This window comes from Arthrobacter jinronghuae (assembly GCF_025244825.1).
In the GTDB taxonomy this organism is placed as follows: Bacteria; Actinomycetota; Actinomycetes; order Actinomycetales; family Micrococcaceae; genus Arthrobacter_B; species Arthrobacter_B jinronghuae.
Window position 1 is genome coordinate 723,512 of sequence record NZ_CP104263.1, and the last position, 17,087, is coordinate 740,598.

The following is a 17,087-nucleotide window of genomic DNA, read 5'->3' on the forward strand; positions in this document are numbered from 1 at the left end:
CATCACGCGCGTCCCAACTGTTTTGTGCTGTTTCCCTCACTAAAACGGCCAGAGGATCGAGATTGGGGCGGCCGAGTAGTTTTGCGAACCCGTCAGCCGCTAACCCTCCACTAGGGGAAAACCGCTCGGGTATCCAATCAAGAATCACTGTCTGCAAATCCCTCAATTAGGTCGAGCATTTCAACTTGTTCCAAGGGTGTGGGTGGCTCGTTGGTTACATCAATGACGTAGGTTATCGACACCACTCCTGGGGGAAGCTCAGATTGCTCAAATGAACGCGGAATCACCCTTGGAAAATGTTCTTGTTGGACGTCGTATAACCTCTGCTCTTTCAGACTGAACTTTGAGTTCTGATATGGCTCTCTATGCGAGTCAAAATAACCCGCCTTGCGAAGTTTTCGTTCGAAAAGAGACGATTCCACCCCGAGGTTGAGAATCGTATCGACCATACTTGGCAGCGAATCCCCTGCCGAGGAACGCTCATACCGGGTATAGGCCAGGAACAACTTGCCCGCGTCGTTGTTCGGTGCTTCGAGTTGGTGGAGGCTGCTGATGCCGATCCGGCGCCCTTCCCGAGCAAGGGACGCTTTCACCTCTATGGCAGTATCACCGGCACAAAAATCATGCTGTGACTTATCGGGTCCGTGCCAGTGAGACAGAGCTTGATGGTCTCCTGCGCGAACCAGCCTTTCCAGCATTTGGAGTTCAGCAAGCAGACCTATCTGCTCAGAAACGTTTAGCTCCGGTCCCGAGGCTGCAGCGAAGAGGGCTTTCCACTCTTGGAATGCGCGTGTCACGTCATGTGCCGGAGACTCCGATTCACGAAGCACCTCCAAGAGTTCGCGTGCGAATTGCGTAAAAACTGTATCCAGTCTTCGCACCGTGCAGAACGCACTTAAGTAATCCCGTGACTGAAATTTCACCCTGCTCAAGCGAACCGCCGCCCCGTCAGCCTGTTGGGTCACAGCCTCGCCGGGAAGCAAGGGGATGAGCAGATGACGATCCGACTTCGAGTCGAGCGCTGCCAGGACGTCGCCCGCCTCAACACTGACGCCGATCGGGTTCGCCTGTGTAATCCCTTGCGTTCCCGTTCCTTCTGCGGAGTTGACCATCCACACTGAAAGAAGGTCTGGATATTCGGTCATCCCAGAGCCACCTTGTCGTGGGAGCCCTCAGCATCCACGTAGGCGTTCAGGCTGTCGTCGGCTTCGTCAGTATTGAGCATGGACACATCCACCTGAATGGCGTTCTTCGGCTCCGATCCTGCGGCAGCGGCGGGGAAGGAGAACGCCACACCCACCACATGCTCCTCGGCATTCAACTTTTTGCGGCGGTCCAAATGGGGTTGGGGTGCGGAGTCCTTGTCAATGGGGTAGATCACTAGCAGCGGACGTCCCTCAGCATTGCGAACTTCCTGTAGCTGAGCATCGCTCGCAGCCTTAGCCTGGCTGGCTGTCCACCCCAGATCGAGTACACGATCAACCCGTGACATCAGCGTGCCGATGTTCGCTACGTCTGGATCACTGCTTGCGAGCTGTGAACGAGTGATCAGGTTCACGCGTTGCTCGAGGCCAAGGTCGAGTGTTTCCGCAGACCTGTCGCTTTGACCGGATTTCGAGACCACTGCAATGTTCCATTCACGGAGCGCCCCGAACTCCAGTTGCGTTTCTACATAGTCGCGGAGCATGCCCTCGGACATCTCGGACTTGTCATTAAAATGATAGTGATCCAAGAAGCTCAATATTGATTCGGCGGGAACTCCCTTGAAAACGATCCTCTCACCGTATATCCCCTCATCAAGGGCATCGTCTTTTGCGGCTGATAGAAGCTCCTTCGTTGCTTCAATGTTTCCCGCCAGAATCTCGGGATCGGTCCGGTCGAAATATGTCGTTTGGGGGTGGGTTTCGCTGAAGGAGGCAGATGCCTTTATCGCGAACTGCATCTTCAGGGGAGACGTCACCTGCATTCGCGGATGGGTCTGAATGCGTACTGCCACATCACGTGGCGACGCAGCTCCCCCCTCGTAGCGTTTGATTTCTGATCGAAGATCGCTTTCAATCTCTGCGAGGAACTGGAAGTCATCCTTAAGCTTGCGGGTAGTCCAGACCCGAGGAAGATCCTCGTAACCACGCCGATACCCGAACCAGCGTCCCATCTGAAGTGCGGAATCATAGGCACCCGCTGTCCTCAGGAAAAATGAGGACACAAGGCCTTCCAGGGTTAGGCCCCGGGAAAGCGTGTTGCCGCCCACAGCAATGACCGTCGCTGGGTCCGCGGCGTAAATGAGGCGCTCGGGCGAGGCGCTGTTGTCAGCGACCACCTTCGTGTCAGTGAGTACGTCGGGTAGCAGGCCCAGCAACTCTTCGAATGACGGCGCTACCAAATTGTGGCGGGCAGCCGGTTCCCGTTGCACTTCGGATTCCCACTGGTTCTGCCACTTCGTCGTGTCGCCGCTTCGGAGTTCTTTCTGCAGGTCTTTCACATGTTTCCGGATAACCGGCACCAAAGTGTTCTGAGGTTCGACCCTCATGGTTGTGTGGATCAGCATGCTGGAGTGCTTGGCCTCTCCGTTTCTAAACCGCCGCGCAGCCGTAGCCAGCAGAAACCAGCGGATGGCGTCGGAGAGGCTGGGGGTCACTTTGGGGGAGTAGGGGCTCTTAGGGCTGGATTTGTACGCCTCCGCTTCGGACTCAGGTACGAACCGGATCATGTTGTGGCCCTGGTCATCGGAGCTCTCTTCCGGCTCAGCCACGGGAGCTCCGAAGAGTTCTTCGGAGCCGAAGTATCCGGCCGGCTTTGGGAGGGAATAGATGAAGTCCCGCGGATAAATGTTCTTCGGGTCTGCGGGATTGGCCAAAACGTTGGCAAACGGTGTGGCAGTATATCCCACGTACGCCACACGGGGCAACCCCAAGAGATCTACGAGCAAGCCGTTAATGGCTGTTTGATCGAGCTCTGCATCTCTTGCGGAGTTCGGACTGGCCTGGTCTGCCTCGTCGTCAATGATGAGCACGGGACACTTGTTAAGACCGCCCTTTTCATGGGCGTCCAAGAGCCAGTCGCGAAGGTTTGTGAGCCGCGAAACGTTCTTTTTTACCACTGCCAACAGCCGCAACTGTGACCCGGCAACCAGTGGAAGCGCTTTGACGGGATTGCCGAAATCGCCGAATTCATCTGTTAGCTGGACCCAGTCTGCCGGTCTCAAATCGCAAAGCTGACTGTCCAGGCGCAGTTGGGTCTGGCGTCGCAGGGAGTTGTGCACGCCGGAAAGGACTATGAACAGTCTGTAGCCTGCATCAGCGGCCTTCGCGATGGTGGCAGTAAAATTGGCAGTTTTACCCGACTGGACATAACCGAGCACCATTCCGCGTGTCCGGATGGTTTCGCTGTGCGGATCGGCCAGTAGGGACACTACATCTGTGGAGGTCTTGTCGAGAGACGGAACGGCATTCGCCCAACCCGGGTCGGCTTGCAGCTTTGCCTTGAGGCTCGGCCAGAAGACATCATGGGGTTGGGGGCCGGCATACCATGGCTCCGTTTCCGATTCCTCATCGAATACGGTGACGTCGTGAGCGTCGGCGAGTCTTTGCTTGATGATCAGGTCGCGTTCGGTAAGAACGTCCTCAACCAACCCGTCATTGTTGAGCATAATACGCAAGGTATTTATGGCAGCGTCTTTGGAAACGCTGGTTTTTATAAGAACTTCGAGGGTATCCAGCGCCGCGAGCCCTTGGGCGTTTAGGGCCATTTTTCATCCTTGAACTTGATACGAGAGTAAAGCAACCGTGTGGTGACGTGTCACCAAGGACTAAAGAGGGTAAATCCCCGTTCGTTGGCATTGGCAACCAGCTGGATGAGCCTGGCAGCCTGCCTTTCTGAAGGGACTCCGGTTTTTCGTCCTGTCATAAGTCCCAGGATGCTCATGTCGGTAGGGGACGCGACCCTGTTCATGCCGGCAAACCCTTCCAGCGCCTTCCAATGCTCTGTTGGGATCTCATAGAGCCGGGTTTGCAGGCCGATTCCATTGTCCACCTTTTGGTTCGCCTTGGCAGCTTTGCCGCGGGCAGCGACGGTGGCGGCGTCAACCAAAGCCGAGAGGAAGTCTGCGGGCAACGTGTAGGGCATGGCTTTGATGGTGTCCCAGCACTGGGCCTTTTTGGCCCACTCCGTGACGTTCGTTGTACTCCGATGTTCGCTGGTGAGGACCTCCTGGACGAGGCGTCCCACCTGGTTCGCGACTACCAGGACGGAGTCCGGCACGGCTTGTGCGGACCACACGGCGTCAAAATCGAAGACCTTGCCTTGTCCCTGCCGTTCTACCAAGCTGGCAATCTTGGCAACGGTGTAGGCGGCTATGTTCGCCAAGTACGCCTTGCGATACCAGTCAGCATTCTTGATAACGTTCCTGACCTCGGCGAAGAGGATGCCCTTGGCTACCGTCTCTTTAAAGTACTGTTCGTTGAACTGGTCTGGATCCTTATCCCAGCTCTTGGCCACGATATCGGCAAAAGCAACGAAGTTCTTTTGTGCCCCCGAGCTCACAGTGTGGGGCCGCTGGTCCCATGACATAAGGTATTTGGCCAATGCCGGTTTATCGAACTTTTGCGACTTCGGATTCAGATTTTCGAAACGGACGGCCTCTGAGCGTGAAAGCTTACTGCGTTCATTTTCATATTGCCCGCGAGTACGTTCGTAGTACCAGTGGGTGCTGTGGACGGCACCGGAACGGGACGGGACAAGAACCTTGCGCGAGAGCTCGGCCAGGCGGACGTGGTATGGACTGTTGGAAAAGAAGTCCGCCGAGCTGACTGCATTCTGGCTGTTCGCAAACCGCGAAATGTTCGGTATGAGCTCGGCGGCGAGAGCGGGAGCGACGACTACCAGCTTCATTTGGACGAAGACGCCATCCAAAACTCCCTCAGATTTTGCTTCCCTTTGCACAAAAAACAACGACGCGGTGGTCTGGCCGCCATTCACTATTTGCAGATCTTCGATCGACAGAATGGAACTTCCGTCCTCAGACGTTGTGACACTAGTCGCTGTGGCAGTTACTCCGTTGTTGAACGCCATGAAGTTCTGCGGAGCGGAATGGATTGTGGCACGGATTCCCTTGTTGATCTTGCCTCTATTGCTGAGGTAGGACCTCACGTTACTTTCGAGCAGCCGGCTCCCATGCTTGGCATACAGGGAGGACAGGACCCGGCCAGGCACGGAGGTCAGGTAGGTCGCAAACTCTGGCGTGGATTCGACCCGAAGCGCGGGAAGCCCTTGGTTTGCCCACTCCGTCAGATCGATCTGAAGCGGCTCATGGCCGCTCTGGGACTGGTGGAGCTGGTGGAAACGCTCGATATCCCAAAGATGAAAGTCCACGGGGATTCCGTGGATGTCCTCAGAAGGTAGGGAACGCAAACGATCACTCAACCGGGCATCTGTCATGAGATAGAGACGGTAGCGCGAAACGTTCCTGCCCCTGCTCCGCAGATCCCACGCGAGCTGATATGCCGGCGAGCTTTGTTCTCGCCCCTGCATGAAGCTCCCATCGAGTGCATCCAGCAGGAAGTAGTGAAGGGCCCTGAGAGCAGCTTTGGCGTCGGTAGCCGAGAGCGTTTGAATAGTCTCAGTCCCGTAATGGACGCTTGCGACGACGGCAATACTGTTATCTGCGTTCTCGAGGTCGTAGCCATTGACCTTGAGTTTCCGCTGATTGGTACCCGCGCCCTCGAAGTCCAAGACTTCGATGTCATCGAACTCGCCCGCTTCGGTCAGTATTTCTCCACAGTGCCTAGTAAAGGCGGTAGCGACGAATTCTCCCTCGGCGTTAGCCAAGGCACCGACAGCAGCGGCCTGCTGCTGGAAGTAGCTCTCAATATCCATTTGTCCCCCATTGTCTTGATGGTGATCCCTGAGAGGATCGGTTGTGCTGCAGCTAAGCTAATTGTTCGTAATCCGAGACCCAGTAACGTTGGGCAACGCGGTTTAATAAGTATTTGGCGCGGCCGTTGCGCCCACGCGGGTCGTAGCCGGTTTTGGGTAGGGCAACCTTGAGAGCCATAAACGGGAGATGTTGTTTCTGCGCCTCTTCAAGTGTGCGCATTAACTCAACAGTGTTCCGCGGAAGCTCGGCCAAATCCTCCACCTCAATGGTTCGACTCTGGTCTGCTCCGCCTGCGCTGACATACAGCGGATAGATCAACAGCTGAGGCTTGCTGAGGTGACCGTAAAAAGCGGTTTCGGGAATCGAACTTTTTGCGTCCTGACCGAGCTCCCGGAGAGCCTCCATGTATCTTCCGGAAGCTTGCTGCTCGATCTCTTCGTCGAGGAGTTTCTGCAAATCCTCAGGACCTGCCAAGCGGCCGCGCTTGCCACTGACCCACAGCGACGCCCCTCTCGACGTCCCGTCCTTGGAGAACAATGGACGAAAAAGCATCTGCCGTTCAACGGGATAACACCCGCTGAGGGGTCCGAGGGTGAGGGGCGCGTTTCTTTTCACGGAACCGTTGACAACGACGATGTCCCACTCTTTGAAAAGATCACCTTCGCTGCTGCGCACCATGCGTTCCAGGCTTGCACCGTTGAACAGTACGTCATCGGGTGCCGCCGAAAAGAGGCGGAGCGCGTCAGCGATCAGGTCCTTGGGGACAGAGCGGACGCGCGTATATCCCCGGCGGGTCCTGTCGACGGCGCAGCCGTTTCCCACCGCTTCGCTCAACAGCTTGACTATGGAAGTGTGGTTTTCCCTCTGGACTTCAACACTGGTGGAGAGTTTCGTGGTTTCCAAATTGCGTCCCAGCAGGTTGATTTCCTTTTGGGCTGACACGGCGTGCCTTGACTTGTTTCGGGCGGTGATCAGAAGTGACTCGGGGTGTTGCTGCACGGCGAGACCGAAGTCCCGGGGGATCATTTTGCTTCGACGCATATAGGCGAGATCCACCCGGAGCTCTTCCACCGCTGTGGCAATGAATCTGTAGTCCGCAGCTGTACCTTCGCTGATCCACAGCCTGCAAATGTCCTGGTACCCATCCCGGTACCCGAACCAGCGTGCCATCTGCATCATAGTGTCGGCAGCGGCGACGTTCCGGTGGAAATAGCTGACCACCAGTCCGTCCAGGGTCAAACCGCGGCTGAGCAAATCCCCGCCGATGGCAATCTGCCTCTCCGGCGCCTCGCCATCATATTCAGAGGGATCGATCCCCGGCGCCGAGTTATAGACCTTGACTCGCACTTCCGCGACTGAAGCTGACAGCTGGGACAGAACACTTTCCCAGGAGGCACCACTCGCGGTGTACTGGCGCGCAAAGGTTCCTTGCAGCTCCTCTACTAGCGGATGTGTCCGTCCCGCAGCGTAAGCGGCAGCGTGCAGTTGAATGGCTGTTTTGTATTGAAAAAGCGCTTCACGAAGTGCGTCCGCCACATGGTTTTGGACATCGGTGAAGCGCGAAACGTTTACCAGCATGGAACGTTTTGCGGGTGCTTTCAGCCGATGGTCCAAGATGGCGTTGGCCAGTAGGTAAGTACGGAGCGCCTCCTCAAGGCTAGAAGGCAGGCCCTGGGGGCGTTGAATCTTCTTGTGTGTTAAGGGAAGCCAGCGAACAGCGTCTTTGAGTTTCTGTACCTGGGTTCCGGGTTCGTCCGGCGTCCGCCCGAATACCGCCCGGACGCCAACGTAGTTGCTGGGAGCATCGAGGGGGTAAATGAAGTCTTCGGGAAACAGGTCGGGCAGATCCTTGCCATCCTCGGTGAGGCAAGCCGTTGCCTCGTCATCGATGAAGATGTTGGCAAAGGGCGTCGCCGTAATAGCCAGGTAAGAGGACCTGGTAAAGAGGTTTAGAAGCCGCCTGATAGCTGAGTTTATTGCAGTGGGATCATCGCTTTCGTCGTTGGTATTGATCGACGCGTAGTCGGACTCATCATCAATCAGCAACAACGGTAGATCGATCCTCTGGCGGCTGCCGGCTTTAGCTTGGGCCCATCCTTGCACTGCTTTGAGGACGTGGGTGTTCTTCTTGACCACAAACACCAACGGCGGGGAGCTGGGCGTCGGTAGGGCGACATCCCCGGCGGTTCGACTCACCTGTAGGTAATCCATCAGAGTCGTGGTGAGAGATGTGGCATCTGCGATCCCTCGATCCACGTTTCCAATACCGATATGCACGTCTCGAGGAACGCGAGCTCCGTTAAGCATCCCGGTGAGTGCCGTGTCCCTGCCGATGAACCCCTCGTCGATCCGGGAATGCGTTTGCTGACGCAGGTATTCGGTGTTCCCGGAGAGGACGATGATAACGCGATAACCTGCGTCGGCCGCCTTGTTCATCAGAGCAAGATAGTTCTGGGTTTTCCCCGACTGAACGTCGCCAATAACAAGGCCTCGGCGATTCCAGAAGCCGGTCCTTCTCGGGTCCCCGGCAAGGTCAAGAATCTCGTCGCTGAAGTGATCCAGTCTGTCGAGAACTGCGCCCGAACGCCCGGAGTCGGAAAGCATATGCCGATAGGCGAACCACCGGCGCCATACGATGTCGGCCTTACTCTTCTGCAGCCACGGTATGTGATCGTCCTTGACGAGCGGGCCGCCTTCGCTCGAGGACCCGGTAGCGGTCAGCTTTTGTACCCAGTGCTCCACGAGCTCGTCCATTTGCGATTCGGTTGACGCCGTCGGAAGCCGCGTACGTGCACGATCGAAAGACAGTCGAATTTCATCTTCGGTGAGGTCCGGACGGTATTCATCGGTGTCGGAATCTTTAAGGAGGGACAGTGCGGTCGCCTCGACCGCAGAGACTGGAAATAGGAATGCGTCCGTCATTTCTAGAACTCCGTCCCGTAGGCAGTTTCACGGAGGGCCGCTTCGGCGCGCGGGTGCTTGTCGAACGGTTCCGAGGTGAGCATGGCTTTGACAAAGGCTTCCGGGGCGAGCGTGGTCTGAAGCTGTCCCCAGAGCGCCCTTGCCAAATCCCTAAGGTCTTGGTCCTGCACCTCCGCGCCGGAGTGGGACAGGTCCTGCCCCATCTTGTTGTAAACATCCTCGATGGGAAACGTTCGCTCCATGAGACTCAGAACGGTTTCCAGGGCAGCCGACTCATGACGATCGAACGTGCTGCTGAGCGCGATCAGTGCAGGGTGATTTCTGTTGACCTCGTAACGGAACGATTCAGCGTCAGAGACGGCATTCCAGATGTGTGTGATGGGACTGCGCTCTGTTCGCCCGCGATAGGTGTGCGCGCGCTGGCTCGGGCCCACAATGGTGGCTGCAACGGCGCGAAGCCGGTCCCTAATGACGGGCGGAGGTACCGCTTGGGCCTTCTTGATGTCTAGGGACCACAGATGATCCAAGGAATTCGGAACATCTACTTGCACCCGAGCCAGCTTGCCCAATTCCTGTTTCGGAGCCACACGGAACCAAGTTCCCCAGATAACAAGGCGCATTGCCCGGTAGATGTAGAAACCCTGGCTGTCGCGCAATGAGCCGTTTACATGGGCCCTCCTACGGTCCGAGGGAGACATCATGTTCAGGTGAGGCAGAGTATAGGGACGCAGTTCGATAGTGCCTTGGTCCAGAGATATGCGTTCCAGCGGACCAATTTGGGTAGCTTTGTGATCCTTGAGCAGGGGGTCAGTCGCAGGGACAGAAGTGAAGTTCATACGGATATCGAGCTGCCGTCCATGCTCGCCCGCTAGGAATCGATGAAAAACGAGTCCCAAATGGGAGGCAGCACGCAGCATGGCTTCATCCATGGACGCGATTGAGTTTCCACTACTGTTTTCGAGCTGATCAAGATCCTGCCAGAGGATCATGGTCCCGTGATCCAATGTCTCCAACGCCGCATACTCCGGGAGCGCCTGGTATTCTTCCGGTGCAAGCCGCAAGAGACTCCAGCTAGAGGAGCTGCTGAGATAATCCAAGTCCCAGCGGAAAGCATGTATCTCGCTGCGTTGTTTTGTCACCAGGGTGAGCTTGCGGCACTGGGAAATGGATGCGGTTTTGAGTCCGAGGCCGAACCGTCCGAGATCGTGGCTCGCACGCAGGTTCCGCGAGTCATTCCCTGCCAAACGCATGGCATCTTGTGCTTCCAAGGCGGTCATCCCCAAGCCGTCGTCGATGACGGCAACGTAGGGCTCACCTACTGCAGAAAACCGAATGTCCACCGTTGCTGCGCCGGCTGTGATCGAGTTGTCGACAAGGTCGGCCAACGCGGTTTCCAAGTTGTACCCGACAGCCCTCATGGACTCCATGAGCTGCGGTCCAGGCAGCAGTGTGATCGCGTCCGTCAAGCGTCCCCCAGAGCTAAATGCGATTAGTACTTATGAGGATCAGACTATCCTCTCGTACTGACATTCCTGTTCTAGGAAACCCCAGCGGGTGCTTGGGGGATGCTGCTCAGCTGTATCCCATAACTTCGGCCACACGCTGTGCAATTTTCGATGCCAATAGTGGTGGAACCGCGTTCCCCACCTGCGTGTACTGCTGAGTCCGATTCCCCAGGAAGACGTAGTTGTCGGGGAAGGTCTGCAGCCGCGCCGCTTCCCGCACGGTCAGGCTTCGCATCTGTTCATGGTCAGGATGAATGTAGTAATGCCCGTCTTTGGCGATGTGAGACACGACAGTGGATGAAGGTTTCACCCACGCCTGGACCCGGAACCGATCCTCGAAGGGCACCACCACGTTGTTGATGTTGTTGTGCTTGGGCCAGTGGGCAGCCGGCAGGCTGCGCACCTTCGGGCTCGAACCGTCGGCCGTCACCAGCGCAGCCAGCAGATAATAGCGAACCAAATCTTCAAGCATGTGGCCACGGGCTTCATGGTTCCACGTAACAGGTGCAGCATCTTTACGGAGCCATGTTTGGAGCTCACCTGCTGCGGAGGCCTTATCGAAGGGCTCCGGGGGGCGGACGGATGTCGACTTGGTGTCGAGTTCGTAAGGGCTGGGAGCGGACGCCCGCTCTTTACCCGGAAGCGCCTGCAAGAACTTGTGCGCTTGCTCGCGTATGGTGGCCCAGTCCTCCCACGTGGCATGCGGACGGCGGGAAATGCCCGAGCGCAGGTGGGGCAGAGACCAGATAGCATCCTGAACAGTTACGGGTTCGCGGTGTTCAAGGGCCTTTGGGGCCGGAAGCTGGGCGTCCCGGCGCAGGCCTACGATGATTACCCGGTGGCGCTTCTGGGGAATTCCATACAGCTCTGACTTGATGATGAAGTCGGAGGGTTTGAGTTCCCCGGTGTCGCTGTTGACCACCATGGAGTGGAGATCGTAGCCAGGTGCTCGCAGATCCTGTTCGATGAGCTCGAAAATCTTGCCGTCCCCGCTTTTGGACGAGAGCATCCCTTTTACGTTCTCCATCACGAAGACCGCGGGGCGGAACTCGGTGATGATGTGCAGGTATTCCTTGTACAGGAAGTGCTTGTGGTCGTCTTTGAAGGTGACGTCGTGCTTGCGGCGGGACCGCCCAGCCATGGAGTAGGCCTGGCACGGCGGTCCACCGATCAGGACCCATTCAGAGGCGTCCTGAAGCGATTCCCGAATCAACGTGTCCGACTCTGGACGGCTGTCCTCGCTCAGGGTGAACTGTCGGACTTCTTCTTCTGCGTGTTCGAAAGCCGCTGCCACCTCGGGGGCTGATCGCATCTCGTCGTAGGTGACGTCCTTGGCGAGGAACCGTTTGTAGATCTCAGGTTGACCTTCAGGTAAATCGGAAAGGAACCGGTGAGCTGCGCGCAGGGTCAGGGTCTTTACTGCCGATGTCTCCATCTCGATCGACAGAACCGTCTGGAAGACGCGGTTGCCATCCTCGTCTCGGATGCTGGAGAAGCCTTCGTTTAGGCCACCAGGGCCAGCAAAAATGTCAACGATGGGAATCACGGTTTCCTCCAAAATCAGTACGGCTCTCCAGGTTACCAGGCAGGAACGTGGAGCCTAGTAATCTTACCGGCCCTGCGCGTTCGCCTTCGCCCCAGTGAACATCACCGCGCTGACAGTTTCATCACTTGGGTCATCAACGCGGAGACGGCTAGCCTCGTTGTCGGAGCCGAGACTCCGCGCAATTGCACGGATGGAATCCGACAGAATACCCGTACGGTTATAGCTGTTCCTTCTGCTGGTCCTCCACCTCCAAGGCGTCCGAACCCTGCTGTTACGCGTCTGTCACGTCTTGACTCGAGGGCGTGGCGCTAGGCACGACGGCCAGGCGGTCCCTCGGGTAGGCCCGTGGTGGCACCATTGGTGTCGTGACTATTACAGATCTTCCACGGGTTCCTCGAGCTTGGCTGCTTCTCACGGTTGAGGACAAAGACAGGGACTTTGGCAGTAATGACGGATATCTTGATGAGCCGGAATCCCATTATCGCTGGGACGATACGGTGCCGAATCACGCAAGAATTTCAGCGGGAGACAGCATTGTTCTGTGGGATAAGAAGTCCAGCATTGGCGTCTCGGTAGTGGACAGTATTGACGTCGCGACCGAAGACAAGTCAATTTACAGCTGTCCTCAGTGCCACAGGGCCCACATAAAGGCCCGGAAAACTAAGTCACCCCAGTATCGGTGTTTTAAATGCGGAAACGAATTCGATGTGCCCGAAATCGAAACCAGAACAGTGTCCACTTACACTTCGAATCACGACACTGCATGGGTCGGTCTGGAGGGAGTGCTTTCTGGCGCAGAGCTGCGCGCGGTGTGTGAAAGTCCGAAGTCTCAGCTGAGCTTGCGTGCCCTCGGGTGGGAGTCCTTTAAGTCCTTGGTTGAAGCAACCGGGTTTGGCCACGAGCTTGCTGTTCCCGCCGCACACTCGAGGAGAATAAACGGCGGTCACTCCTTGGCACTTGTGCGAGTACGCAAGGGGCAGACGCTCTTTCGAAAGTCCCTGATTGATCGCTACGGGACGACGTGTGCCTTCACAGGGGAATGCCCCCTTGAAGTACTCGAAGCGGCACACCTATATAGCTATGGCGCCGTGGGTGAGCACCATGAATACGGTGGTCTGCTTCTCCGCAGGGACCTGCACCGGTTGTTTGATTGTGGAAAAGTAGCCGTCAATCCGGCGTCCCTGGTCTTGGATATTGCAGACGAACTTCATTCATATGTCCTCTACCAACAACTACACGGAAGCAAACTGCGGGTAGGGATTAGCGCGAGTCAGCGAGGATGGCTGGAGGACCACTGGAAGCAACACAGGGGATAGTCCTCCGAGCTGATGCAACCAGCGCTCCTACAGCAGACCACAACCGGCAGCTGAGACAGCGCATCCTGCCCTGATTAGGGTTCGGCACGAAGAACTTTCAGACGGCGTATGGGTGCTGGACAACGAAGGATCCGTCGATGACCTTCCTCATCTCCGCCTTATCGAGAGTGCCCAAGTCTCGGTAACCATAAACCAAGGTTATTTCCACCATCAGAGCACGTATGTGCTTCTCATCGGAGAAGGCCCCGCCCTGGGCAATGTGGTCAAGTACGGAACGAACCAGTTCCGGGAGAGCACCCGACTCACGGTCAAAAAGCGCCATGATGCGGTCCTCACGGTGGAACGCCTCACGGGTATAGGCGAAAGGATCACCGGCTGCCCGCGAAAGCGGGTGCTGACAGGTCACGTCGTAGGTGAGGGTGGTGACCCACCAGAGACGGGCGATTCCGTGGCGGACGAGTTTGCCACGCGTGGCGTTAAGCATCAACCAGCGGTCTTCAACGCGTGACTTCCAATTCTTGTCCTGCTCAAGTGGCCACCTTTTTTCCATATATTCACGGAAGGTCACGAAGGCCAGGAATGTCCACAGCCGGCGGTCAGAAGCATTCGCCCTGTCGAGTGCACCCAGATACTCGTAAACGAGGGGAGCATTGTTCTCATCTCTCGCAGATGCCTGCTGAGCGCCGGGGTCCAATGGATCCGGGACGCCGAGATTGAGAGGAAGTTCCAAAATGTTCTGAGGGTCGTTCAGAATCACTTCGGTCTCTGCGAAAAAGTCATCGGGACTTGAGGCAGCATCAAGTGCAGATTTTATGTCTCTCAACGCACCGTACGTTACTGCCCGTGCTTGCATGTCCATTATTCGTCCCCCATATGGTTCAAAGCCGTACTCAACGCCTTGTCTAGCGGGTACCCCAGCATCTTTTGCGCCAACTCAAATGTGGGGTCTGCAAGAGATCCATTCTCAGTTATCAACCTCAGCAGCGCCTTATACCAAGACTTATCCGACATGTCCTCGCCACTGTCTGCGGATTCATTTTCCTTGATGAAATCAATGGCTTCCATGAGCGCCGGTAGGACTACCAGTCCTATCTGAATTTCTGGGCGCACCGAAGCAAAGTGCGGTTGGAGTCTCTCTGGAAAGGTCACGAGGACATAATCGTCATCAAAAAACTTGACACTGATTCCTCGCGTCCTTTTGGAGTCACTTTCGAAGCGAAAACAAGAGCCTACAGGCGGCACTAGCGGGTCGTACCGCTTTTCCGGTTCAAACTGGAACGATCCGCCTTCAGCCAGCACGTCGCCTGGAAGGATGCTAAACGTTGAGTCCGCATATTCAGGATTTTGGTTTGTAAGCCGATACTCTGGAATCGCAGAGGTCGCAATGACTCTGAGCTCGACGACGACGGTGCCTCGAATATCCTCTTGATCGATAGAACCTGCATAGGTTGCTCCGTCTGGATGTCGCTGTTGGATAGTGGCACCAAGCTCGCCCGTTGCGATGGTGGACGTACAAGTCCAACGGAAGCTGTACCGAGCGGCCCCGCTCTCAATGAGGGTCTGTACGTCAGGATCCGACATCCGAACCTGGAACTTCACCTCCACATCGTTCACATTTGGTGTAACTGCGGCATTGAAAACTTGGAATACCGAATTGACATCGTCAGAGGCGTCGAGGACCGGATGAGGGTACGAGCCTCTCTTTGTTGATGATTTCACTTGATCCCCAGACGGTATCGATGCGGCGATGACAATTTGAGCCGAATGTGAGACGTCACACCGGCCTCTAGCTTCAGATTAGATAAGACGTTGCCCTTATTCTTGAGGGCAACGTGGGTCGATCCAGTGCTGACTGTTCCCCCCTTGATTGGAAGAACAAATCCGTCCTCCATGCTGCCGCCAGGTCCGAGCGGCACTAGTTCAAGGTCACCCTCGATGCTTTCGGCAGCAGTGATTGAAAGGCACAGGTCGCCAGTGCCCCCCTCGCACCAACTGCGAAATCGCACGTCTCCCGCTGTGATCCTGCCGGATCCGTCCCCGAGGGATCCGGTTCCCTCCAAGTCGCCCCCGGAGTTGGTGCGGCTCGATGATCCCCCCGCGTCCTTGCCCTTCTTGGCGGGCGTCTCACCGTCACCTGCAGCCGACGTACTTACGCCAACCTTGAAAGAGCCGCTTGAACGGACCTGGACTGATTCGCTGCCTCCATCGGTACCGCGGATAGTGCTGGATTCAGTCTTGGTTCCCTGACCGTTTATCGGGGTCCCTGTGCTCCCCAATAGATGGGATTTGTCTTCGAAAACCTCCATGGGCAGATACCGAGCCAACCCCTTGACCTCAATTTGGTCGCCGAAGTGCTGTTTTACGCGGCTCTTTAGCCCCTCACGCACGAAATTCTTGAGCTCTTTAATTATCGCTTTGCCGTGCGGGGCCCGTTCAGGGTCCCAGCGATGATGCTGTGGAGGTTCCAGCGCGCGGAGAAGTTTGTTGCCTTCGTCATCGGAACATTCCAAAACCGCGGCGTACTTGATCGGAATCGAGTTATGTCGAAAGGTATCGATCTTCATAAGTGGTTTGCGGACTGTAATCGTGTGCAAGCTCTTGTCAAGACTGTCGTCAACATTGATGTAAAGAGACAAACTGCCGAGCTGGTCGCTAGCACCGACTATCGGTTCCTCGTCTTTTATGGCGCGATAAAAAGCGTGAGCTTCGGAGTCCTCGAGGACGCTCGTATCCAACGTGTTTGAGTCCAAGGTCCAGGTGCAATCCGCTGTTATCCCATCCACAACCAAGTTGCCCCGATCAATGGCCAGCAGGAAGTTCCGCATGAGGGCTACCTTGATGTGGCGCAGATCCGGGTCGGCCCCGGCTTTTCGGTAACCGAGGATATAGACGTCGGTTCCGGGCGCGGTCCGCTCAGGGAAAGGGCCGAGCGCACCTGGGTCTCGAAGGTAGCTGAAATCTTCCATGCACGTGAGGTCAGTGAAAAAACCATCACCTACGTGCCATTTCCCGTCCCCATCGCGATGGCTTGCCAAGCAACTGTAGCCCGCGAAGACCACGGAGGGTTGGTTATGCGGACGGGATGTGTAAAGAACCGTGCTCATGTTGGATGCCATGGGACCCACAGCAGACCCAATGCCGAAGGACCCGCCGCGGGAACCGTCGTCAGCTGAGATTCCGGCACCGCGGGTGAGAGCGCTCAATGCCGAGGTGGGATTATCCATTGACTCCGAACCGGTTAAGCCCTTTGTGCCATAGTCGCTGATGCGCAGTACCTCAATGTGTTCCTGCATGGCAGTGTCATAGGCAAGCTTCATGTTGGCGTGACCCTGCGCGCCGCGGGTCTCCTCTGCTACCTGTTTCAAGGTTGCACGAAGACCTTCGATGCCAGGAACGTCTGCCGTTTCCATCGCCTTGAGCTCGAAAACCATCTTGACTGTCTCATCGCCCAACCGGGCATCTATGGAGTTCTGTGCCGTTTCACGAACGAGCGAGGACTCGGCCAGTGAACCTTCGAAGAACTGCTCCGCTGGGGAGATTGCGCCTTGCGAGGCACCTCTTCCCGCCGTCTCAAAATAGAACCCGAAATTGGGGGATGTCATTCGAATGACACCTTTCTGGTGGAAGGGGTAGTCGGATCAAAAAGTGCGCGCACAGCAGTTAATTCATCCTCGATGGGGCGAAACAGCGCTTCAACCTCGTCGGGTGTGTACTCGTAGTTCTTTTGATTCGAAAGATTTCCCAGAAGGGAAATTTCTCGTATGAGCCGGTCTCCCCGCGAAGATGCGAGGCGCCTGAAGCGTTCATTCCGCGTTTCGCCTGACATATTTTCCCTAGGTGCTTGCCGGATATATGTCGACTATATATCCTAAATATAGGATGTCAACGGAAGAATTAAATGACGCTCCGAGACCTTCGAATCA

General features: G+C 56.4%; 10 protein-coding genes. 1 reads left to right on the top strand and 9 read right to left on the bottom strand.

Going from position 1 to position 17,087, the window contains the following annotated elements; all coding sequences use genetic code 11:
* Positions 1-137: 137 nt before the first annotated feature.
* The 6 genes from N2K98_RS03405 to N2K98_RS03430 form a co-directional block, all read right to left on the bottom strand.
* Positions 138-1,145, bottom strand: coding sequence for a PD-(D/E)XK motif protein (locus N2K98_RS03405; protein WP_255866015.1), 1,008 nt, complete (start codon positions 1,143-1,145; stop codon positions 138-140).
* Positions 1,142-3,748, bottom strand: a complete 2,607-nt coding sequence (locus N2K98_RS03410; protein WP_255866016.1) for a Z1 domain-containing protein — start codon at positions 3,746-3,748, stop codon at positions 1,142-1,144. Before N2K98_RS03410 ends, N2K98_RS03405 begins: the two co-directional genes overlap by 4 nt.
* A 50-nt stretch (positions 3,749-3,798) precedes the next feature.
* Entirely contained in the window at positions 3,799-5,874 is a 2,076-nt protein-coding gene (locus tag N2K98_RS03415) for an AIPR family protein (protein WP_255866017.1), read from the bottom strand.
* Between the two features lie 52 nt (positions 5,875-5,926).
* A complete protein-coding gene (locus tag N2K98_RS03420) occupies positions 5,927-8,797 on the bottom strand; it encodes a Z1 domain-containing protein (RefSeq protein ID WP_255866018.1) in 2,871 nt (956 codons plus the stop codon).
* Between the two features lie 2 nt (positions 8,798-8,799).
* Entirely contained in the window at positions 8,800-10,224 is a 1,425-nt protein-coding gene (locus N2K98_RS03425) for an ATP-binding protein (protein WP_308219836.1), read from the bottom strand.
* A gap of 145 nt (positions 10,225-10,369) precedes the next feature.
* On the bottom strand, positions 10,370-11,848 hold the full coding sequence (locus tag N2K98_RS03430) for a DNA cytosine methyltransferase (protein WP_255866019.1): 1,479 nt from the start codon (positions 11,846-11,848) through the stop codon (positions 10,370-10,372).
* Between the two features lie 959 nt (positions 11,849-12,807).
* On the opposite strand from N2K98_RS03430, the gene N2K98_RS17260 reads away from it, so the two are divergent.
* Positions 12,808-13,164, top strand: a complete 357-nt coding sequence (locus tag N2K98_RS17260) for an HNH endonuclease (protein WP_407080019.1) — start codon at positions 12,808-12,810, stop codon at positions 13,162-13,164.
* A 97-nt stretch (positions 13,165-13,261) separates the two neighbouring features.
* Here N2K98_RS17260 and N2K98_RS03440 read toward each other — a convergent pair whose 3' ends face one another.
* From N2K98_RS03440 to N2K98_RS03450, 3 genes are read right to left on the bottom strand one after another with little or no spacing between them, the layout of a single operon-like run.
* Positions 13,262-14,023, bottom strand: a complete 762-nt coding sequence (locus tag N2K98_RS03440; protein WP_255866021.1) for a DUF6339 family protein — start codon at positions 14,021-14,023, stop codon at positions 13,262-13,264.
* Complete coding sequence (locus N2K98_RS03445) at positions 14,023-14,883, bottom strand: hypothetical protein (RefSeq protein ID WP_255866022.1); 861 nt, start codon at positions 14,881-14,883, stop codon at positions 14,023-14,025. The genes N2K98_RS03440 and N2K98_RS03445 overlap by 1 nt, the downstream gene beginning before the upstream one ends.
* Positions 14,880-16,766 (bottom strand): hypothetical protein, encoded by a 1,887-nt coding sequence (locus N2K98_RS03450; protein WP_255866023.1) that lies wholly within the window; start codon positions 16,764-16,766, stop codon positions 14,880-14,882. Before N2K98_RS03450 ends, N2K98_RS03445 begins: the two co-directional genes overlap by 4 nt.
* Positions 16,767-17,087 lie beyond the last annotated feature (321 nt).